The sequence below is a fragment of the Yoonia sp. SWMV100 genome (assembly GCF_056108365.1).
Map to the genome: position 1 here is coordinate 277,120 of NZ_JBWBAQ010000003.1, position 21,857 is coordinate 298,976.

Annotated in this window: 20 protein-coding genes and 1 pseudogene; 12 read left to right on the forward strand and 9 right to left on the reverse strand. The window is 54.3% G+C overall.

The window, feature by feature from the left end:
• The first annotated feature begins 13 nt into the window (after positions 1-13).
• From rpsT to ACXJGX_RS06270, 7 genes are all read left to right on the forward strand, one after another.
• Positions 14-277: a 30S ribosomal protein S20 gene (rpsT, locus tag ACXJGX_RS06240; RefSeq protein ID WP_474779737.1), complete on the forward strand. Its 264-nt coding sequence runs from the start codon at positions 14-16 to the stop codon at positions 275-277.
• 615 nt (positions 278-892) lie between these two features.
• Positions 893-2,239, forward strand: coding sequence for a chromosomal replication initiator protein DnaA (gene dnaA, locus ACXJGX_RS06245; protein ID WP_474779738.1), 1,347 nt, complete (start codon positions 893-895; stop codon positions 2,237-2,239).
• Positions 2,240-2,363: 124 nt separating this feature from the next.
• Positions 2,364-3,482, forward strand: a complete 1,119-nt coding sequence (gene dnaN / locus ACXJGX_RS06250) for a DNA polymerase III subunit beta (protein ID WP_474779740.1) — start codon at positions 2,364-2,366, stop codon at positions 3,480-3,482.
• Between the two features lie 55 nt (positions 3,483-3,537).
• Positions 3,538-4,638, forward strand: a complete 1,101-nt coding sequence (gene recF / locus ACXJGX_RS06255; protein WP_474779742.1) for a DNA replication/repair protein RecF — start codon at positions 3,538-3,540, stop codon at positions 4,636-4,638.
• A complete protein-coding gene (locus tag ACXJGX_RS06260; protein WP_474779744.1) occupies positions 4,635-5,063 on the forward strand; it encodes a VOC family protein in 429 nt (142 codons plus the stop codon). Before recF ends, ACXJGX_RS06260 begins: the two co-directional genes overlap by 4 nt.
• 2 nt (positions 5,064-5,065) lie before the next feature.
• A complete protein-coding gene (locus tag ACXJGX_RS06265) occupies positions 5,066-5,593 on the forward strand; it encodes a GNAT family N-acetyltransferase (protein WP_474779745.1) in 528 nt (175 codons plus the stop codon).
• Positions 5,594-6,214: a LysE family translocator gene (locus ACXJGX_RS06270; RefSeq protein WP_474779747.1), complete on the forward strand. Its 621-nt coding sequence runs from the start codon at positions 5,594-5,596 to the stop codon at positions 6,212-6,214. It abuts the gene before it with no gap.
• Here ACXJGX_RS06270 and ACXJGX_RS06275 read toward each other — a convergent pair.
• Entirely contained in the window at positions 6,198-6,797 is a 600-nt protein-coding gene (locus ACXJGX_RS06275) for a TetR/AcrR family transcriptional regulator (RefSeq protein ID WP_474779749.1), read from the reverse strand. The genes ACXJGX_RS06270 and ACXJGX_RS06275 overlap by 17 nt on opposite strands.
• Positions 6,798-6,899: 102 nt before the next feature.
• On the opposite strand from ACXJGX_RS06275, the gene ACXJGX_RS06280 reads away from it, so the two are divergent.
• The 3 genes and pseudogenes from ACXJGX_RS06280 to ACXJGX_RS06290 all read left to right on the forward strand — a co-directional run bounded on the left by ACXJGX_RS06280 (position 6,900) and on the right by ACXJGX_RS06290 (position 12,088).
• The gene (locus ACXJGX_RS06280) at positions 6,900-7,493 is read left to right on the forward strand and encodes an NAD(P)H-dependent oxidoreductase (RefSeq protein WP_474779751.1); all 594 of its coding nucleotides are present in this window, start codon (positions 6,900-6,902) and stop codon (positions 7,491-7,493) included.
• A gap of 107 nt (positions 7,494-7,600) precedes the next feature.
• The gene (gene gyrB / locus ACXJGX_RS06285) at positions 7,601-10,015 is read left to right on the forward strand and encodes a DNA topoisomerase (ATP-hydrolyzing) subunit B (protein ID WP_474779753.1); all 2,415 of its coding nucleotides are present in this window, start codon (positions 7,601-7,603) and stop codon (positions 10,013-10,015) included.
• Positions 10,016-10,918: 903 nt separating this feature from the next.
• A pseudogene (locus ACXJGX_RS06290) lies at positions 10,919-12,088 on the forward strand (IS3 family transposase).
• 40 nt (positions 12,089-12,128) lie between these two features.
• Here the strand turns inward: ACXJGX_RS06290 and ACXJGX_RS06295 are convergent.
• The 8 genes from ACXJGX_RS06295 to ACXJGX_RS06330 form a co-directional block, all read right to left on the reverse strand.
• Positions 12,129-13,235: a flagellar basal body P-ring protein FlgI gene (locus ACXJGX_RS06295; RefSeq protein WP_474779755.1), complete on the reverse strand. Its 1,107-nt coding sequence runs from the start codon at positions 13,233-13,235 to the stop codon at positions 12,129-12,131.
• Positions 13,232-14,239, reverse strand: coding sequence for a flagellin (locus ACXJGX_RS06300; RefSeq protein WP_474779757.1), 1,008 nt, complete (start codon positions 14,237-14,239; stop codon positions 13,232-13,234). The genes ACXJGX_RS06295 and ACXJGX_RS06300 overlap by 4 nt, the downstream gene beginning before the upstream one ends.
• Complete coding sequence (gene flgK, locus ACXJGX_RS06305) at positions 14,240-15,688, reverse strand: flagellar hook-associated protein FlgK (protein ID WP_474779759.1); 1,449 nt, start codon at positions 15,686-15,688, stop codon at positions 14,240-14,242.
• A gap of 22 nt (positions 15,689-15,710) precedes the next feature.
• A complete protein-coding gene (locus ACXJGX_RS06310) occupies positions 15,711-17,039 on the reverse strand; it encodes a flagellar hook protein FlgE (RefSeq protein WP_474779761.1) in 1,329 nt (442 codons plus the stop codon).
• 96 nt (positions 17,040-17,135) lie between these two features.
• Complete coding sequence (locus tag ACXJGX_RS06315; protein ID WP_474779763.1) at positions 17,136-17,975, reverse strand: flagellar motor protein MotB; 840 nt, start codon at positions 17,973-17,975, stop codon at positions 17,136-17,138.
• 90 nt (positions 17,976-18,065) lie between these two features.
• Positions 18,066-18,473 (reverse strand): hypothetical protein, encoded by a 408-nt coding sequence (locus ACXJGX_RS06320; protein ID WP_474779765.1) that lies wholly within the window; start codon positions 18,471-18,473, stop codon positions 18,066-18,068.
• 188 nt (positions 18,474-18,661) lie between these two features.
• Entirely contained in the window at positions 18,662-19,711 is a 1,050-nt protein-coding gene (locus ACXJGX_RS06325; RefSeq protein ID WP_474779767.1) for a Gfo/Idh/MocA family protein, read from the reverse strand.
• Positions 19,708-20,490, reverse strand: coding sequence for a ThuA domain-containing protein (locus ACXJGX_RS06330; protein WP_474779769.1), 783 nt, complete (start codon positions 20,488-20,490; stop codon positions 19,708-19,710). Before ACXJGX_RS06330 ends, ACXJGX_RS06325 begins: the two co-directional genes overlap by 4 nt.
• Positions 20,491-20,655: 165 nt before the next feature.
• Between ACXJGX_RS06330 and idi the strand changes: the two genes are divergently transcribed.
• Both idi and ACXJGX_RS06340 read left to right on the forward strand, forming a co-directional pair.
• Positions 20,656-21,186 (forward strand): isopentenyl-diphosphate Delta-isomerase, encoded by a 531-nt coding sequence (idi, locus tag ACXJGX_RS06335; protein WP_474779771.1) that lies wholly within the window; start codon positions 20,656-20,658, stop codon positions 21,184-21,186.
• Positions 21,187-21,243: 57 nt separating this feature from the next.
• Positions 21,244-21,774, forward strand: a complete 531-nt coding sequence (locus tag ACXJGX_RS06340) for a gamma-glutamylcyclotransferase (protein ID WP_474779773.1) — start codon at positions 21,244-21,246, stop codon at positions 21,772-21,774.
• Positions 21,775-21,857 lie beyond the last annotated feature (83 nt).

Genomic DNA, 21,857 nt, shown 5'->3' on the forward strand with positions numbered 1-21,857 from the left:
AGGGAAAGACATCATGGCAAATACACCACAAGCTAAAAAACGCGCCCGTCAATCTGACGCACGTTACGCAGTTAACAAAATGCGTCGTTCGCGGATTCGTACATTCTTGCGTCTCGTTGAAGAAGCAATTGCATCCGGCGACCAAACTGCAGCAGCCGCCGCACTAAAGGCAGCACAGCCAGAACTAATGCGCGGCGTCACCAAGGGTGTTGTTCACAAGAACACAGCAGCGCGCAAAATTTCGCGCCTGTCTTCACGTGTTAAGGCAATCGGCTAACTTCCACCGATTCTGCGCCGCGCGCAATTTTGCGGCGAAACTTTTTGAAAAGATGCATCCGAAAGGGTGCGTCTTTTTTTGTTTGGGTGTTGTTCGTTTGCCTATGTTTTGTGGCATTTCAACAGGGCCGCAGATTCTTTTTCCGCAATCTCCGAGTCAAGTGCGATGTTATGTTGATGCCGCCCCAAGGACATTGGTACCTTAGCCAAGCGATTCACATCGTTCCGGGGGGACATGAAGAGTTTTGCAGTTTTTAGCGCGGTGCGAACCCAGGTAGGGGTGCGCATCAATCGGTAAAATGTGCTGAACTTCATGCAAAACTAGCGATCGTTTCTACGTGTTGGAAACCCGCTTGGTCTGTGTCTGCACGGTTGCCGAAGGCTGCTCTTTGGTGACTATGTTGTTCATGTCTTCTTTTCTGCCGCTCAGGCATCCCGACGCGTATGGCAACATGCGACGCACGGGTGCCCAGGCCTTTGAAATTGATAAACTGCATTCGGCCTAAGTGGGGACAAACTTAGGTACAGAATTCTTTTATCTTGGGAACGAGTGACGCGTGATTCAGGGGCTTCACCCTGCGTGATGACGCCATGTGCTTGGGGGCAAGATTAAAAGATGACGAACGATATTTGGGCAACGGTTCTGACACGGCTGAAGAGCGCGCTTGGCGTGAACAACTTCTCCAACTGGATTGAACCGCTCGAGTTTTCGAAATTGACGGCGGGTGTTGCGACATTCCAAGTGCCGACCAATTTCATTGGCAACTATGTGTCCCAAAACTTTGGCGATCAGATCATCTACCATCTGAACCAGCTTGGCGAATCCGTGCAACGGCTCGAATTTACCGTACCTTCACAGGCACGTACCGCTGCGGCCGCGCCCAAGCCTGTTGTCGCGCCTAGAACGGTGATGGCCGACGAAATCTCAGGGTCTCCGATTGATACGCGGTTCACATTTGACAGTTTTGTCGTTGGGAAACCCAACGAACTTGCCCATGCTGCAGCGCGCCGTGTCGCCGAAGGTGGCCCTGTAACCTTTAATCCGCTGTTTTTGTATGGCGGCGTTGGTCTGGGTAAAACCCACCTGATGCACGCCATCGCCAATGAACTAAAGCAACGCTCGCCCGAATTGAACGTACTTTATCTGTCGGCGGAACAATTCATGTACCGTTTCATCACAGCGCTGCGCGAGCGTAAAATGATGGATTTCAAACAGCTGTTCCGTTCGGTTGACGTGCTGATGGTGGACGATGTGCAGTTCATCGGCGGCAAAGACAGCACCCAAGAAGAATTCTTTCACACCTTCAACGCGCTCGTTGATGGCAAGAAGCAGATCATCATTTCGGCAGATCGTGCACCGGGTGAAATCAAAGATCTGGAAGAGCGGATTAAATCGCGCCTTCAATGCGGTTTGGTCGTGGACTTGCACCCAACAGATTACGAGCTGCGTTTGGGCATTTTGCAATCAAAGGTCGAAGTATACGCCACCCAATATCCCGGCCTTGCCATTACGCCCGGTGTGCTGGAATTTTTGGCCCACCGTATTTCCACCAACGTCCGTGTGCTTGAGGGTGCGTTAACACGTCTTTTCGCTTTTGCGTCCCTTGTGGGCCGTGAAATCACCCTAGAGTTGACCCAAGACTGTCTTTCAGACGTGCTCAAGGCCTCTGACCGCAAGGTCACGGTGGAAGAAATCCAACGCAAGGTGTCCGATCATTATAACATCCGCCTGTCCGACATGATCGGGCCAAAGCGGGTGCGCAACTATGCGCGGCCCCGTCAGGTGGCGATGTATCTGGCCAAAACAATGACAAGCCGGTCGTTGCCCGAAATCGGGCGCCGGTTTGGCGGGCGCGACCACACCACGGTCATGCACGGCGTACGCCGGATCGAAGAGCTAAAGGTTACGGATAGCCAGATCGCAGACGACCTGGAACTGTTGCGCCGGGCGCTCGAAGCCTAAGGCATGTGCTTGACGAACCTGCCCCCATCGTCAACAGTCCAACAAAACGCTTGAGCCGCCGGAAAAATGCAGTAAATTCTGCGTCCCGGCGGCTTTTGCCACCAAATATGCGGAGCATTGGGACATGAAATTTAGCATCGAACGCAGCGCACTTCTCAAGGCGGTCGCACAGGCGCAATCCGTCGTAGAGCGGCGCAATACAATCCCGATCCTTGCCAACGTGCTGATCGAGGCCGAAGGGGACTCTGTGCAGTTCCGCGCAACCGATCTTGATATCGAAGTGGTGGACCGCGCCCCGGCCAAGGTCGAACGCGCCGGCGCGACGACAGTATCAGCGGTGACGTTGAACGAAATTGTCCGCAAACTTCCCGACGGCGCATTGGTGTCCCTGACCGAAGACGGTGCATCCGGTCGGTTAACCATCGAGGCGGGGCGCTCCAATTTTTCGCTGGCCACGCTGCCAAAAGAAGATTTCCCCGTGATGGCCACATCCGAATACGCCGCGAACTTCTCGGCGCCAGCGCCTGTGCTGCGGCGCCTGTTCGATAAATCAAAATTCGCGATCTCCACCGAAGAAACCCGGTATTACCTGAACGGTGTTTACCTGCACGTCGCCGACAGCGATGGCGGTAAGGTCCTGCGCGCTGTTGCAACCGATGGGCATCGCTTGGCGCGGATTGATGCAGAGCTTCCCGAAGGTGCGGCTGATATGGCCGGTGTGATTGTGCCGCGCAAAACCGTGGGCGAATTGCGCAAACTGTTGGATGACGACGATATGAAAATCGCCGTTTCCGTGTCCGAGACAAAAATCCGCTTTGCGACCCCGGATATCACTCTGATTTCAAAAGTGATCGACGGCACGTTCCCCGACTACACCCGCGTTATCCCGCAGGGAAACACACGCCGGATGGAAGTGGACGCAAAAGAATTTGCAAAGGCGGTGGACCGGGTAGCAACCGTATCATCCGAACGGTCACGCGCTGTGAAACTATCGCTGGACGAAGATCGCTTAATTCTGTCGGTCAATTCGCCTGACAGCGGTGCCGCCGAAGAAGAACTGGCTGTCGCTTATGGCGACGAACGGTTGGAAATCGGATTTAACGCGAAATACCTGCTGGAAATCGCCAGCCAGGTGGACCGCGAAAATGCGGTTTTCTTGTTCAATACATCTGGTGACCCGACCCTGATGCGCGAAGGCAACGACACGACCGCAGTTTATGTTGTTATGCCGATGCGCGTGTGACGGGGCAAAATACTTCGACATTTTCTTACGCCCCAAACGGCAGGCATCGCGCGATATGACAGGCCTTGCTTTGACCCAATTGGCGCTCTCGCACTTCCGCTCGCATAAGCGGGCGGTGGTGGATCTGGATGGCCGGCCGCTCGCAATTTATGGTCCGAATGGCGCCGGCAAAACCAACCTAATCGAAGCTGTTTCACTTCTTTCGCCCGGTCGCGGGATGCGGCGCGCCGCCGCCGAAGACCTGACCCGCCGCCCCGAAGCGTTGGGATGGAAGGTCACTGCCGCCCTACGGTCCCTGAACCAGACCCACGAATTGGAAACTTGGGCCGAGGCTGGCAGCCCGCGCCAGCTGCGTATTGATGGCAAAGCTGCCCCGCAAGTCACCCTAGGACGTGTCGCGCGTGTGCTTTGGCTCGTTCCATCGATGGATCGGTTGTGGATCGAAGGCGCCGAAGGGCGCAGGCGGTTTCTGGACCGAACGACTCTCAGCTTTGAGCCATCACATGCCGAAGCCGTACTGACATACGAAAAGGCGATGCGTGAACGGAACCGTCTGCTCAAAGACATGGTGCGCGATCCGCATTGGTACACCGCGCTGGAAAGCCAGATGGCCGAAGCAGGCGCGCAAATTCATCGCAACCGTAAACGCGCCATTGCTGAATTGGCGGCCGCCCAGGACGCCGCAACCACATCGTTTCCCACCGCCAACCTTACGCTGACCGGACCCGATGCGATGCCTGAAGATCTGCAATCAGCGCTCGCGCAAAATCGCAGCCGCGATATGGCAGCGGGGCGCACATTGGTTGGCCCACACCGTGCCGATTTGCAGGCGGTGTTTGCGGTCAAAGGTGTCGATGCCAAAGATTGTTCGACCGGCGAACAAAAAGCGCTGCTGATTAGCCTGATCCTTGCCAACGCCCGTGCGCTTGCCCGCGATTTTGGTGCGCCGCCGATCTTATTGCTGGACGAGGTTGCCGCCCATCTTGACGCCAGTCGCCGCGCCGCGCTTTATGATGAAATCTGCGGCCTTGGCGCGCAGGCGTTTATGACAGGCACAGGACCGGAATTGTTTACGGAACTGGGCAACCGCGCCCAATATGCCGAAGTAACGGATGCCGCTGGACAATCAACCGTAACCCAAAGGGACAGCCCATGACCCCACAACGCGTGACCCTGATCACACTTGGCGTGACTGATCTGGAAAAATCAAAGGCGTTTTATGGCGCGATGGGCTGGCAGCCAACCTCGCAAACCGACGGCGTTGTCTTTTATCAAATCAACGGCTTGGTTTTGGCCCTGTTTGGCCTAGGACCATTGACCCATGATCAGGGACGACCAGACGCGGTTTTGGGAACCGGTGCGATGACGCTTGCGCAGAACTTTGCCACCGAAAACGAGGTCGACACCGCCTTTGCGGCAGCCATCACCGCAGGGGCAACCGTGCTGAAAGCCCCTGAAAAAGTATTCTGGGGCGGTTACTCTGGGTATTATGCCGACCCGGATGGCCATGTCTGGGAGGTCGCACATAACCCGTTCTGGCAGCTTAATGCAGATGGCAGCCTGACACTGCCCGTAAGTTGATCATGGACATTCTAGCCATTGCCGAACTTGACCTCGGTGCTGCTGTTGATGCTGAAATTGCGGCGCTGCTGGCGACCGCGTTCGAGACTGATTTTGGCGGGCGGTCCTATTTTCGCCAGCGGCACCACTTGCGGCTGATTGCGCGGGTCGACGGGCGGCTGGCAGGGCATGTCGCGCTGACCTACCGTGTGATCCAGATGAACGATATTTTGATCCCCGTTCTGGGCTTGGCCGAGGTTGCGACAGACCCTTCATTTCGCGGGCAAGGGGTGGCGCGGGCGCTGATTACGCACGCGCTTACGATTGCCACCAAAAGCGACGCGTCCTTTGCATTGCTGTTTGGCGACCCCGCGCATTACAGTCGCTATGGATTTCAAACCGCGCACAACAGGTTACGCCACTTTGACCTTGAACGTGGAACCTCGCTTGCTGTTAAAACGGTTTCTGATCCCGGTTTCATGGTCGCGAAGACCGGCGATATCGTGTGGGATGACCAGACCGAAGTCGACCTGATGGGACATATGTTTTAGATGACCGTAACCTTGTATGACCTGCTGCTTTATGCGGGCGCCCTGCTCATCTTGTTTATGACGCCGGGGCCGGTGTGGGTTGCATTGTTGGCGCGCTCTATGTCGGGCGGATTTCAGGCGGCTTGGCCATTGGCCATGGGCGTTGCGATTGGCGATATCCTGTGGCCGCTGGTTGCTGTGCTGGGTGTCAGTTGGCTGGTGTCGGAATTTGCGGGTTTTATGGACGTGCTGCGCTGGGTCGCTGTCGGCGTGTTCATCCTGATGGGCGTGCTGCTGATCCGCAATGCCGATAGACAGCTGGGCAGCAACAATCGGCTGACGCGTCCAGGCATGTGGGCCGGATTTATCGCGGGGCTGGCGGTGATCATCGGCAACCCCAAAGCAGCGCTATTTTACATGGGGATTTTGCCGGGTTTCTTCGACCTGACGCAGATGACGCGGCTGGACATCGCCGCCATTTGCACGCTGAGTTTCGTCGTACCGTTGACGGGAAACCTGATCCTTGCTGGTTTTGTCGATCGCGCGCGGGGATTTCTAAAATCGCCCTCTTCGGTGCGCCGGATGAATCTGGTCGCGGGTTGGCTGTTGATCTGTGTTGGTGTGGTTATTGGTCTGACATGACCGGGGCCATCCATGCCTGTAAGTAACGTGTTAGTCGTTCGCGCATCGTGCCAGTATTGTGCAGCGCACAAAAGTTGAACGCCATAGATTGAATAGCAAATGCCTGAACACCTTCGGCAAGAAGCAGCGCTTCAACATCGTCGCGGATCACCTTCCCTTGCAATGGCTTGATCCATTCCGCAACTTGCTCAACTTGATGTAGAAAATTAAGCGAAATAAGCTCTGTTGTTTCAATCGCCATCGCGCCTGAAAACCGGACGACTAAGTCAAATACAACACGATCCTGCGCCATATAGTCAAAAAGTGGCGCAAGCGTATCAGCAAATGCGGGTATCGACGATGGTGCGGGGCCTGCTGCGACCTGTGACAGTATGCGTGTCATCTCCTCGCCAATAAGCAGGGCCATTAGGCGGTCTTTGTCCTCGAAATGGGAAAAGAAGGTGCCTTTGGCGACTTCTGCCCGGGCCACGACATCTTCGACACGCAAAGCGGCAAATCCGCCATCGGACACAATCGCGCTTGCCGCGTCGATCAGACGTTGGCGCGTTTCAAGGCGGCGTTTTTGTGGGGCGCGGGCGTTCATCGTTGCAATTTAACATATTTTTGACCGTGGTCAAATTTCAGTAATTGACCACGGTCAATTTTATGATTTAAAAGTGACCATAGTCAATTTAATGGAACCAAGATGACACAGAAACGCATTATTGTTTTAAACGGTCACCCCGGCGCCTCCTCTTTGTCGCGCCACTTTGCAGAAAAATACGCCACCGCAGCGACGGCGGCTGGCGCAACGGTCAAGGCACATCACATATCTGAAATGAGGTTTGATCCTGACTTCGGTCAAGGTACATATTCAAAGTTCAAACCGTTAGAGCCACAGCTGGAGACATTCCTGTCTGACCTCGAATGGGCCGAACACCTTGTTCTGACGACCCCGATGTGGTGGGGCGGATTGCCCGCCAAGCTGAAGGGGCTGTTTGATCGCGCGCTCATTCCGGGCCGTACATTCGATACCAAGGACACAACTTGGCTGGGAATGCCTAGACCCAAATTGACCGGTAAAACCGCGCGGATCATCATGACATCAGACACGCCATATTGGTTTGAAAGTCTGGTCTACAAACGTGCCGTGCTGCACCAAACCAGCAAACAAATCTTTGGTTTTGTCGGGATCAAGCCAACGCGATATTCCTATTTTTCAGGTGCCACGGACGCCACCGATCACAAGGTGCAGACTTGGACGGACAAAGTGAAGCAACTTGCCCGGCAAGCTGCCTAATGGGAAACCTTTGTTGCTGGCGTAAAACCACAAAATATGGTGTCATTCGCGTGACAATCCGGCGCTGATAGCATATATTTTGCGCATAGAGACACGGGAAAAACTGCATGTCAGACGACGATAAGAAGCCAGAAGAATACGGCGCCGATTCAATCAAGGTTCTCAAGGGGTTAGAAGCGGTTCGAAAGCGTCCCGGTATGTACATCGGTGACACGGATGACGGCTCTGGCCTGCACCATATGGTATACGAGGTGGTTGATAACGGGATTGACGAAGCCTTGGCCGGTCACGCTGACCATGTCTACGTCAGAATTAACGCCGATAGCTCTGTCACAGTCGGTGATAACGGGCGCGGCATCCCTGTCGGTATCCACGAAGGTGAAGGCGTTTCCGCAGCCGAGGTCATCATGACCCAGCTGCACGCCGGCGGTAAATTCGATAGCAACTCTTATAAAGTGTCCGGCGGCTTGCACGGCGTTGGTGTGTCAGTTGTGAACGCGCTATCGGACTATCTAGAACTGCGTATCTGGCGCGAAGGCAAAGAACATTACGCCCGCTTTGAAGGCGGATTTACCGTCGAAAGCCTGCGGGTGATCGGCGACGCCAATGGCCGTAAAGGAACCGAAGTCACCTTCCTCGCATCGACAGACACTTTCAGTAACCGTGAATTCGACTTTCACACTCTTGAAAAACGCCTGCGCGAATTGGCGTTCCTCAACTCTGGTGTCCGGATCATCCTCGAGGATATGCGCCCTGCCGAACCGTTGCGCTCGGAGCTGTTTTACGAAGGTGGCGTCAAGGAATTCGTGAAATATCTTGACCGGTCCAAGACACCGCTGATGGCAGAACCGATCTATGTTGTCGGCGAGCGCGACGACATTATTGTCGAAGTCGCGATGTGGTGGAACGATAGCTACAACGAAATGGTGCTGCCGTTTACCAACAACATTCCACAACGCGATGGCGGCACCCACTTGGCTGGTTTCCGCGGTGCGCTGACCCGTGCAATCACAAAATATGCCACCGACACCGGCATCACGAAAAAAGAAAAAGTATCCCTGACAGGCGATGACGCTCGCGAAGGTCTGACTTGTGTGCTGTCGGTAAAAGTCCCCGACCCAAAATTCTCGAGCCAAACCAAAGACAAATTGGTAAGCTCCGAAGTGCGGCCTGCCGTCGAAAACTTGATGGGTGAAAAGCTGAACGAATGGTTCGAAGAAAACCCTGCCATCGCCAAGTCGATCATATCTAAAATCGTCGAAGCCGCCGCCGCACGCGAAGCTGCCCGCAAGGCGCGCGAGATCCGGCGCAAATCCGCGATGGACGTCAACTTTAACGCGTCAAAGCTCAAAGACTGCTCTGAAAAAGACCCCGCAAAAACCGAAGTGTTCCTCGTGGAAGGGGACTCTGCCGGCGGCTCCGCCCAAACGGGCCGTGACCGTGGCACGCAGGCGATTTTGCCACTGAAGGGTAAGATTTTGAACGTCGAGCGCGCGCGTTTCGACCGGATGTTGAATTCTCAGGAAATTGGCACATTGGTCATGACCTTGGGCACCGGCATCGGGCGCGACGAATTCAACATCGAAAAATTACGTTATCACAAAGTCATCATTATGACCGATGCGGACGTTGACGGCGCGCACATCCGCACACTGCTGCTCACCTTCTTCTTCCGGCAAATGCCGCAGTTGATCGAAGGCGGGTATCTGTATATCGCGCAGCCACCGCTTTATAAGGTCGCGCGCGGCAAGTCAGAGGTTTACCTGAAAGACCAGGCTGCGATGGACGAATACCTGATCGAACAGGGCGTTGAAGGCGCAATGCTGCGCCAAGGCAACGGCGAGGAAATCGCCGGCGCCGACCTGCGCCGCGTGATTGAAGAAGCCCGACAGCTCAAGCGGGTTTTGGACGCGTTCCCAACACATTATCCGCGTCACATTCTGGAACAGGCGGCCATTGCCGGGGCGTTCACGCCCGGCGCAATTGATGCCAACCTGCAGGGTGTTGCCGATGCTGTCGCACGGCGGCTGGATCTGATCGCACTTGAATGGGAGCGTGGCTGGCAAGGCCGGATCACCCAAGACAAGGGCATGAAGCTGGCCCGTATTCTTCGTGGCGTCGAAGAAGTGCGTACTTTGGATGGCGGCATGCTCCGCTCTGGCGAGGCGCGCCGCGCCGGGACATTCACGCAAAGCCTGCAAGACGTCTATGACCTGCCTGCCACACTGGTGCGCAAAGACCGCAACCAATTGATTCACGGGCCGCTTGACCTGCTTAAGGCGATATTGGAAGAGGGCGAAAAGGGGCTGTCGCTGCAGCGATACAAGGGTCTGGGCGAAATGAACCCCGACCAGCTGTGGGAAACCACGCTTGATCCGGACGCGCGCACGCTACTGCAAGTCAAAGTCGAAGATCTGGCCGAGGCCGATGATCTGTTCACCAAACTGATGGGCGATGTCGTAGAACCGCGGCGCGAGTTTATCCAAACCAACGCGTTGAACGTCGAAAATCTGGATTTCTAATCGAATGTAGGGAAACGGATAAAATTCTGCGGCGCGCATAAAATTGCGCGTCGCCAGATCTGGGCAAAAGAGACTAAATTATTTTTCAATGACTTTGATGTAAATCTGTCTAATCACATAATTTGCGAGTTCGAGCAAAGTTACCAGACATCTTAGGCGTATTGCGGTTTCTCCAAGCCAAACGGAGAACTTTGAAAGTCCATCGCCCATCAATTGGCGTCAGTGACGACCCAACTTGTTTCCATTCATTAAAACCGAACGGTTTGAACAAAATTATTGTCTCAGGGAAAAATGCTCATGGCACCACTAAGAGCACAGCTGAGAGAGTATATGGAAGACTGACTGCTCAACCTAGAACCAACTGCCTTTGCGGAAAGTCCAGAACCCGATTTTGATGCTATCCCAGAAGCGCTCCAGATCGACGACTACGCTATGATATGGCCGGGTCGCCAAGGCGCTCCCGTCGCCGATGCGCTGGAGGCCTCTCATCACTGCCGTGCATTCGATGGGATTATTCCGCCAAATGTGCGTGTGGTGGTTCTTGGATAGGACCCACACCACGCCGGGCTACATCGATGTCCACTTGGCACTTTGGCGTTCTGTACACTATTAGCTTCTGCGGAAACTGGCCAGAGACCCAAGGTCCGCTTGTCTTCCTTCTGCTCGGAACGAAGGCGCAGAGAAGATTCGAAGATAGTGGCGCTGAGGGGGGAAGCTGTGGACTGAGGTGCCCCTAGTTTCCTAGACGTCTGCTTTGTTCGGTTTCAACTCTCTTTCGTCATAGTCAACCGGTGACAGCATCCCGTTGTTTGTGTGCTTGCGCGTCGGGTTGTAGAACATTGGACGTATCACGGTTTGATGCCGCTCCTTTGATAGCACTTACTGCGTCGAAGGTGACTGACTATGGGACTGAAACGGACGGACGAATTCCGCAAGGACGCTGTGCGCATCGCGTTGACCAGTGGGCTGACGCGCAGACAGGTGGCTGACGATCTGGGCGTCGGTGTGTCGACGCTGAACAAATGGATCACTGTGCATCGAGACTCGGAAGTAGTGTCGAAAGAGGATCTGAGGCTCATCCAAGATAATGATCGGCTGCGCCGCGAGAACCGCATTCTCAAGGGGGATAGGGATATCTTAAACTGAAGAGGATCACGAAGGATCCCTATGTGGCGTTATCCCGATGAAGGCCACGGTATTCTTCGCGCACCAAAAGCCATGAGGTTTAAGTTCATCGAAAAGCACCAATCCGTATTTGCCATCAGCCGGATGTGTTATGTTATAAATATCAGCATGCGCGGTTTGCGTGCATTCCGCAGTCGCACTGCCAGCAGCAGGCAGCGATCTGATTTGGTCACCTTGGCGCACATCAAAGAACAGTCCCGTCTCAGCCTTGGCATTTACGGTCGACCACGGATGACGGAGGAATTGAGGGAGATTGGCTTGAACGTTGGGCATCGCCGCGTAGGCCGTCTGATGCGTAAAAACGGCATATCGGTCGTAAGAACACGCAAAAAAGTCAGGACAGATAGCGACCACACGTTTAACGTCGCCCCGAACTTGCTTGATCGTAACTTCTCAGCAGATTAACCAAACCAGAAGTGGGCTGGTGACATTACCTACATCTGGAAGCGTGAAGGTTGGCTGTATCTGGCCGTGATCCTGGACTTACACTCGCGTCGTGTAATCGGCTGGGCCGTGAGTAACAGGATGAAACGTGATCTGGCGATCCGGGCATTGAGCATGGCCATAGCGTTCCGAGCGACGCCAAAGGGCTGTGTTCATCACACTGATCGCGGGTCGCAATATTGTTCGCACGACTTTCAGAAAATACTTCGCCAACATGGCTTTAAGGCATCCATGAGCGACAAGGGAAATTGCTGTGATAATGCGGGTGTCGAGACGTTCTTCAAAACGATCAAAGCAGAGCTAATCTGGCGAGGCACATGGAAAACCCGCAAGCAGGCTGAGATGGCCATCTTCGAATACATCAATGGCTTCTACAATCCACGTCGCCGCCACTCAGCATCGGGCTGGAAAAGTACGGTCGCTTTCGAACGGAAAGTGGCCTAAACGAGCACTTGGGGCGGCACGAACGCGCGACAGGTCCAATTCAACGAACGATGAATTCTGCGTGAAGTGCACCGCTGGCCTTAATGCTTTTCAATATATCAATCATGTCGCGCGGCGCGACGCCCAGCGCATTTAGGCCCGCTACGACCTCACTCAAGGATGTGCCTTCTTGCACTTCAGCTAATCCAACGCCGGCTTCGTCAACGATAGCTACGTCAGTTCGCGGCACTACAACGGTTTCACCCGGAGCGAATGGGTTTGGTTGCGACACAAGTGGTGCCTCTTGAATACGTAAGGTTAGGTTTCCTTGGCTGACGGCAACCCGACTAATGCGCACATTCTCACCCATGACGATCGTCCCCGACCGCTGATCAACAACCACACGCGCCCTTTGTTCTGGCTCGACAAGGATATTCTCAATCCGCCCCAATGCGTGCGCCGGTGATGCCATTTGGGTCGCTGTGATATTTAGCTCGACGGTTCCGGCATCCAGCATCTTTGCGACACCTCGCCGAAAGTTCTGATTGATCGCCACCTCAATACGGCCTGCCGTGGTAAAATCCGGAGTCCGAAGAGCGAGCCGTAGCGACGTCAAGCCTTCAAAATCAAATGCTACCTCGCGCTCAATTGTGGCGCCAGACGGGATCGCGCCTGCTGTAGGAACACCTTGGATGACCGTCGCGCCATCGCCGGTTGCAGATACCCCACCAGCGATAATCGTTCCCTGCGCGACCGCATAAATGTCGCCATCTGCGGCATTAAGTGGCGTCATAATTAACGTGCCGCCCAACAGGCTGTCTGCATCACCGATTGCCGAAACGGTCACGTCCAACGGGCTACCAGCCCGCGCAAATGGCGGCAAGCTTGCAGTAACCAAAACCGCCGCAACATTTTTCGGGCGGAATTGTTCGCCGGTTACATTGACACCGAGACGCTCAAGGATGTTGCTAAGAATTTCCTCTGTGAAGGGTGAGTTTCGCAACCCGTCTCCAGTGCCGTTCAACCCGACAACGAGCCCATAGCCGACAAGGTCATTTGATCGAACCCCGTCGAATTCAACCAGGTCTTTAATGCGGATCGGCGTTGCCTGTACGCCAGACGAAACCAAGACAGTTACGCAGCATAAAATAATGCGAAGGGCATTCATGACATGTACCTCAACAAACTAAGTTGGGAGAGGCGCGCCGTCACTGCATAATGGGTTTCAAGCTGAATCTGGACGCTTTGAAGGCGCGATGCTGTATCAAAGGGATCCGCTGAAATGAGATTATTTTTCGCTATTTCGAGGGCCGCTCCCTGGGCGCTCATTTCAGCCATCTCTTGTGAAACGGTTGCTTCGCCAAAACCAATACGTGCTTGCACCGCAACAAGGGCACTTGCCGAACCCAAAAATCCTGCCCCGGCTTCCTGCAACAATCCCGTCCTTGTAGCCGGCGGCAAACTGGGCATTTCGTCAACGATGGCCGCCATAGCTGCAAATTTCAGAACCGTCCTTATCGCGGGATCATCCGCCCGCGCATCAAGCACAAGCGACGTGTTTGCAGACACACGTTTTTGTAATTCAGGTCCGGTATCCCCCGCATAACCCATGGTCGAGAACCCCCCAGTTGGGCTGTCAAACCAGTCAGAAACAATCGCAGAAATCGCTGCTTGGCTGGTTGCACCGCCAATGGCAGCTTGGATATCGGCAACCATGGTATCTGCTTTGGCAAGCGTTGTCATTGCTACCTCGGCCCCACCAAAAATCGCCCGATCCCCGACGCGGGTGTTCAGCAGGTTCACCATTGTTCCGAAGGTAGAACTTGACGCACGCGCAGCTTCGTTAACCTGATCCTCCGAGCTATTGTTACTCACGAGAAGAAGCTGCCCTACCGTCGTTTCCCGCAAAGCACCAACTTGGTTGAGAACAGTCTGCATCGTGGCAAGCGTCTGTTCTGTCTCTCGCCCCGCCTGCGCGTAGCTGCTGATCTGGGTCAAACTGTGGTTAATGCCGGACAGTCGTGCTGTTTCACCGCCAAGATGCCGCGTAATATCGGACACACGTCCAGACGACATACTTTCAGACAATCTCGCAAGGTCGGATTTGATCCCGCTACCATTGCGCATGGACATAAAATGCTGGGCCATATCCCCTACTGAATTAACTGGCATCTATATCTCCATGAGGCGCTGCATCATAAAATCTGCAGATTCGATTACTTTTGCATTTGCTGCGTAGGCTTGTTCGATGCGCATCAAAGTTTGCAGCTCGATGTCGGTATCAACGCCGTTAGATAGCTCTGCTTCATGAAGCGTGTCCCAGCGTGCCGCTGTAAAGCTTAGCTTTTCTTCGGCAGCCAGGCGTGTCCCGCCCACCATCGCTGTAAAGCTGGAAACACGCCCGCTTGCTGAATGCGTGGCAACACCCGGCAAGTCTGCGCGCGGCACTGCCAACGCTTCGAGCAATCTATTCAGCTGTGTCGCGTAACCTGTGGGGCCAGCGACACCAGAATTAAGCCCATCTCGCAAAAGCCGAAGTTCACCCCCCTTGTTCGGGTCAACGGCGGCATTCAACGCGATCCGCCCGGCAACGCCGGGAACATCCGCTAGGTCAAGCAACCCACCCTCATCAGTGAGCAGCCCCAAATCACCGGGTGCCAACGTCGCATCAGTCATCGGATCTTGGTAGCGAGCGATCAGATCAACCGCGATTTCGTCCAGCCCGTTTTGCACTTCAACTAAGGTCACGTCTCGCATGGCAAAAGCCGCGCCAAGCGACCCACCATCCAGTCGACCTGCCCCTTTTGCCGGATCAAGCGGAACCCCATTGACCGTTATCCCGCCAAGCGCACCAGAAGCAAAAGTCATATCTGCAGTAATTGTCGGCGTACGATCAAAACCAAATTGTACCGCGCGTCCATCCAGTAGGGTCGTACCATTTTTTGTGAGCAGTCCGATTGTGTCATTGGGTCGGTCAATTTGTCGCACAGGCACAATTTCGGCTATCTGATCGACAACCTTTTGGCGAGTATCAAGCAAACTTGACGTGTCAATACCTTTACTCTTCAACCTTAGAATATCTGTATTTAGCGCCTCAACCTGAGACAATGCCGCATTAAGCGTATTTATGTCGTTCATTATGGCGCCATCCGCCTCTTGCCGTAACGCTTGCGTACTGCGGGTATTGCTATTGAGTGTTTGCGTAAGGTCGGTGAAGCGGCTGACAACGGCAGCTAAACGTGTTTCCGATGCGGGATCACTGCTTGCACTGATCAACGCGCCTTCAAGTGCGGCAAGCCGCGCACCAATGCTGCCAGCATCTTCGGCGCCACCTAAAGTTTGTTCAAGCCGCGTCAGGGCGTTCACTGTCTCTTGCTGTCCCGTCAGGGCGGCGTCAGTCAACCGGCGGTCAGCCAACAGTCCCGCGTGAACAAATCGGTTCACGCTGGAAACACGCACACCGCCGCCAACGTTTCCCATTTGCACCGATGACAGTTCGACCGACCGGCGCCCATAACCATCAGTCATTACGTTAGACAGGTTCGATGAAACAACTTCCGCCATACGCGAGGTGGACGTCAGGCCGCTTATGGCATTGTTTAGTGCGCTGGATAGGCTCATCTGTCATTGCTCCTGTGCGGGCTTAACGTTTGATGTTCGTGGTTTCCTGCAGCATTTCGTCCACAGTCTGGATGACTTTTGCGTTAGACGAATAGGCGCGTTGGGTTTGGATCAAATTTGTGAGTTCACCAGCGACATCAGTAGCGGATTCTTCACGGGCATAGCTGACGATATCGCCAGTCGGGCCATCCCCCGCATCCCACAAGAAAAATGTGCCGCTGTCTGGTGTGACCCTGTAGCTTTGCTGATCGAGCGTTTCGAGACCGTTCACATTGGCCACATCAACGAGTGGAATTTGATAAAGAACGCGATTGATTCCGATATCGAAGCTCGCGCGAACATATCCGTTTTTGTCGACCTCGACCGACGTCAGGCTACCAACAGGTGTTCCGTTTTTCGAAATCGAAACAGGGGCAAATGCATCCGAAAGTTGCGTTAGGCCAATCGAACTCCCCAGCTCGCCGATGTTTATATCCATCGGGCCACCGTCAACCGCAATGGTCAGCGCGCCAGTCAACGGGTCATATGCCCCGCCAATGGCCGCGCCGGTGTTTGTCACGCTCGCCAAAGTCCCGCCGCCCCCACGTGACGCGTCGAAGGTCAGGGTGTATTCGCCCACCACGTCAGGAATGCCATTTGCATCGACATCGCTTTCGCTGTCACGGATTTCCATGGTCCACTCATTTGAAGCGCCAGTAGCTGGTACCGTTGGCGTGAAAGTAAAGCTGAGGTTCGACGACGCCCCCAAGTTGTCAAAGTATTCGACTGTTAAGCTTTCCAGATCACCTGTCGAATCTTCCCGCGTCGAAGTGGCAGGTAGATTGACAGATAGATTGACGCGGGTGGTTGCCTCGCCAGCGAACTGGTTCGCGTTGATCTGTACGGGGACAAGACCATCAATTGAATCGCGTGGATAGTTCGGGATTGTGCCATCTGCGGACGCTGGAACACCCAGTAGAACCAATCCTCCCGGGGTGCGCAGGTACCCGTCTGCATCAGGTCTAAATGACCCGGTTGTTGTAAGAAACAAAGGGTTGTCACCATTACCGACCGCAACTGACGTTTCGGACGTCACAGGAAGCATCCCGCGCCCCCGCACAGCAAGATCGGTGGGGTTGCTGGTCGAAACAAGTGCGCCGCGCTCATCAATCAGGCGCGCCGTTGTGATCCGAACGCCGCCAGCTGAATAAGTTCCATTGCCGCTTTCGATAACCATCGCGTGAAAGTCTGTGACGGCACGTTTATAACCATAAGTCGACGAGTTCGAGATGTTGTCAGATATCGTTGCCAATCGCGATGCGTTGGCCGCCAGGCCAGCGACGCTTGCGTTGAGAGAAGAGGAAATGGTCATTGCTGAGCCTTTCTGCGGCGAATTTCATTCTTACTCCTCTCCCTAAACACCGCGCCTTAACGCACTCCTAACAGATAAAATTCAAACCATTTTTTGCTAAATATCCGATCGCAACAAGACCACTTCGATCCTGTTGTTACGTGGCGCGGTTGCGTCGGCAACCGCTGGCACGCGATCACCAGCCCCTGTCAAACGGGCAATGCGACGTGGCGCAAGCCCCGCCGATTCGAGCATCAGGCGCATTTGCGCAGCTCTGCCTGTTGACAGCTCCCAGATCGGATTATCGATCCTTACGACAGACTTGGCGCTCAGATGGCCCTTGATGACGACATCATTACTGACAGATTGAAACAATCGTGCAAGAATCCCTGCAATTTCCGCCGTGACAGGATGTGGGTTCGTACTGTCTTTGTCGAACAATTCGACGTTGGGAAGATCAAATATCTCGATCACCAACCCTTCATCAGTGAGGCGGGTGACGATATGGCGCAGCGCTTGATCAGACAGCATACTTTCGCCGCCGCTTCCCATCAAAACTGCTTCGATATCGCGCAGCGCTGCGACCTGCGCGGCAACGGCGGCAGCTTCGCCTTCGGTCGCGTCTTCGACCCGAACCGGATTTTGACCGATCGTGGGCTGGCTAATACCTGTCCCGCTTTGCGCAAGGGTGTCTTCGGTAAAAACATCGCTGCCGCCAAACGCGCCAGAACCACCACCCGAAATCCGGCTTAGCGGAATCGTCGGTGCAAAATAGTCGGCGATCCCCTTGCGCTGCTGTTCAGTGGTCGCGTTCAGCAACCACATCAGCATGAAAAAAGCCATCATTGCGGTTACAAAGTCCGCATATGCAACCTTCCAGGCGCCGCCGTGATGGCCGCCACCTGAAATCACCTTTTTCCGTTTTATAATAATCGGCGCATTTGGTTTTGCACGCATATCACCACCTCGTTTTCACCCGAGGTTCGGAATAGGTCATCGGAAATGAATAGCGGATTAATGCTGCAATTCTAATAAATTTAGCTAGTTTTAATAATCACGTAGCTGTGAAAAAGTCTGCGTTGCGTTTCGTGACATTTCAAAATGAACGACACGGTCGTTGATCTCGGATTTGATCCGATCAAGGACATCTTGCGACACAAAAAATGCCTGCGCCAAAGCAACAAAAGCGGTTCCAAAATCGGCCCTTTCCTCACAAGCGCGCAAGTCCTGCTCTATCGTTCGAAGGTCAACACGCACAGCATGAAGGTCCTGTCGCAGCGCGCAAAACGTCGGGTCTTTTGGCAAAACACGTTCCGCTAATCGATCAAGTAATGCCTTTTTACTGCGCAAAGACGCCTGATGTACTGTGTCCACAGCGCTTGTCGTCTGTAGGTCAAGAACGGCCATCCGATCTATCAAATCGCCGACCGAAATCGGAACAAGAACCTCGTTCATTTCATATCCTCCAATTCGCACTCCAAACAAATTTAGCAACATTCACGCAGATGTCCGATACTACCCTAGCGCGAAAACCTTACTGGATTGTTTGCGAAATGCCGCAGGCTCCACGAAAACATGTTGCCCCGCAGCAGAGGTGAAACGAAATCAGAAAAAAGTCAAAACAGGTACCGTACGGTGCCCCATCAAATGACTTGATCGGTTGCATTTTCTATGCTCGAGGTCACAGCGAGGTCCAAAACCCGCTGCAGGGCGGCACCGCGCGCGAAGTCGGGATGAACCGGCTTCTTTTCGCGTATCGCTTCTATAAAGCGTGCGTAATTTGTCGGGATTGTCACAGGCGGAATATCTGTCCAGATTCCATCGGCCATGTCATCAGCCAAACATGTGCGCAGGGTACTGGTTGCGTTTTCATACCGCACCTCAAGCCCGCCACGGGTCCCAAAAAGACGCAAACACAGGTCATTCAAATGGCCGCTGGCAAATCGACTGGCGTGAATAACACCGATTGCACCATTTTCCAGCGCGACCTGCATCGTCATGCTGTCGTTTGCATCCAAATGATATATTCCGATCTGGTCACCCTCAGCCTTGTGAAACGTCTTTAGTCGACAAGATACCCGTGCGGCATCTGACCCCGCGGCAAACGTCGCATAGTCTAAAATATGAACACCCACATCGCCTAAAACGCCCATCGACCCATGTTCAGATGACAAACGCCACAGCCATTGGGCTTCAGTCTGCCAATCCCCCCAGGCAGGCTGCGTCAACCAGCTTTGAAGATACGACGCCTCGAAATGCCGCACTTCGCCGATCTTGCCAGCCGCAACCAACTGGGCGGCCTGCATTAACGCTGGCACATTGCGGTAAGTGAGGTTGACCATATTGATCACACCCGCCGCCTGCGCAGCCTCGGCCATTTCAACGGCATCCGCATGATTGGCCGCGAGCGGCTTTTCACACAAAACATGTTTTCCCGCAGACAAAAACGGCATCGTCGTGCGGTGATGCACCGCATCAGGCGTTACGTTCGACACCGCATCAAATTCACCCCAATCAAGCGCGTCTTGCACCTGTGAAAATGCATGCTGGATACCGTGTTTGGCATTGAACGCATGCAAGTTTTCAGCGTTTGGATCGACACCCGCAACCACCTCAACCCCATCCATCGCGGCATAGGCCTCGGCGTGGGCGTGGGCCATGCCGCCAGTGCCAACGATCAAAACACGGATCATTTAAACCCCTCCTCACCGTCATGGTGCAGACGCGCGCCACGTTGTTGGATCGGCTCTAGTGCCTGTTCAACTGGTACGTTGGGCGCGTCATTCACGCCAATCACGCGCGGCGCAGGGTTATAGGCCCAGCGGACGGCATTCTGCAACACGCGTTGCACGTTTGGATCGTGGTAGGTGGGGTATGTTTCATGCCCCGGCCGAAAGTAAAAAACGTTCCCCGCCCCACGTTTATAGGTCAGTCCAGACCGGAACACTTCGCCACCTTGGAACCAGCTGATAAATACGGTCTCAAGCGGCTCGGGCACGCCGAAGGGTTCGCCGTACATTTCTTCGTTTTCCAGTTCAAAATGGTCAGGCAGCCCTGCCGCAATCGGGTGATTGCGCGAAGTGACCCAAAGCCGTTCACGTTCGCCCGCCTCGCGCCACGTCAAATTGCATGGCGTGCCCATCAGGCGTTTAAAGATTTTCGCAAAATGGGCAGAGTGCAACAAGATAAGGCCCATGCCCGCATTCACATGATCTGCGACACGTTCGACGACGGTGTCAGATACGTCGCCATGCGCCGCATGGCCCCACCACAACAACACATCTGTTTCAGCCAGACGGCTTTCAGACAAACCATGTTCTGGTTCTTGCAAAGTGGCCGTAGTGGCCATAACGCCATCGCCATTCAAGGCTTTTGCAATCGCTCCGTGCATCCCGTCAGGATACAGATCGGCAACAACTTTGTTGGTATTTTCATGAACATTTTCGCCCCAAACGACTGCCCGAATTGTCATATCTTTCCCTCTCAAAGCGCTTTGACCTGAAACTTGCGTCAGCCCCGCCGAGAATACAAGTGGCGGTCGCGCGGGTCTAACCCGCTGGGGTCTTTGGACATGTTCGGGGTGTAAACAGAATGAAAACGGGATATATCGCGGCCGGATCAGCAAAAGGTACGTGCAATGGAATCACAAATGATCCCCGCATGGGTGGATGGCACCCTTACCCCGGTAGAAAAGATGCAAGTGCATCGACTTGGCTTAAAACACAAAGCGGTCAGCGTATTCGTCATGCACGACGATCAAATTTTGATCCAGCAACGATCACTGACGAAATACCACACCCCGGGTCAGTGGGCGAATACCTGCTGTACCCATCCGCTATGGGACGAGGCCGATGCCGATTGTGCAGCGCGACGGCTGGACGAGGAATTGGGCATCACAGATCTGCATCTCGCCTATCGCGGCGACATCGAATACCGGGCGGATGTGGGTGGCGGTTTGATCGAGCACGAAGTTGTCGCGATATTCGTGAGCCAAGCAAGCCTGAACTTATCCATAAAACCGAACCCAGCCGAGGTCATGGCGACCCGTTGGATTGATATACGCAGGCTGCAAAAAGAGGTGGCCGATCAACCAAATGCCTATACGCCGTGGTTGAATATCTATTTGCAGCAGCACGGCGCGGCGATCTTTGGCGACACCACCAAATAGTCCCTTTTATGCCTGCGCAAACGGGTGTTTAACAGGGCAAAGCAAGGGAAAAGCAAGATGGCGATGTGGGTGTTTGGGTATGGATCGTTGCTGTGGAATCCGGGTTTTGAACCTGTGACCGCTGTCAAAGCCTGCTTGCACGATTATCATCGCAGTTTTTGTATGCTGTCGATCCATCACCGCGGTTCAACGGATCACCCCGGTCTTGTTTTGGCGCTGGACGCGGTCCCCGGCGGGCGCTGCACCGGTATGGCGTTTCAGGTCGCCCCCGACGACGAAGACAAGGTCCTGACCGACCTGCGCGAACGCGAACTGATCTCATCGGCCTACGTCGAAGAACATGTTGACCTGATCACCGAGACCGGCGAAACGATCCGCGCACTGACCTATGTCATTGACCCCGCGCACGCACAGTATTGCCAGTATGAACTTGAACAACAGGCGGTCATGATTTCGACTGCAGTCGGCGGGCGCGGACCGAACACCGACTACCTGTTCAACACAGCGGCACATCTGGTCGAGCTTGGGATCAGGGACAACGATATGGCGTGGTTGGTGGACCGCGTGCGTGCCTTGACAGCAACATAAATTCGTCGCGTTATTATTTTATATGCGCCGCATTCTATCGCTAGTGCTATGAGTCAATTTGTATATTCAGGAATAAGGACTCC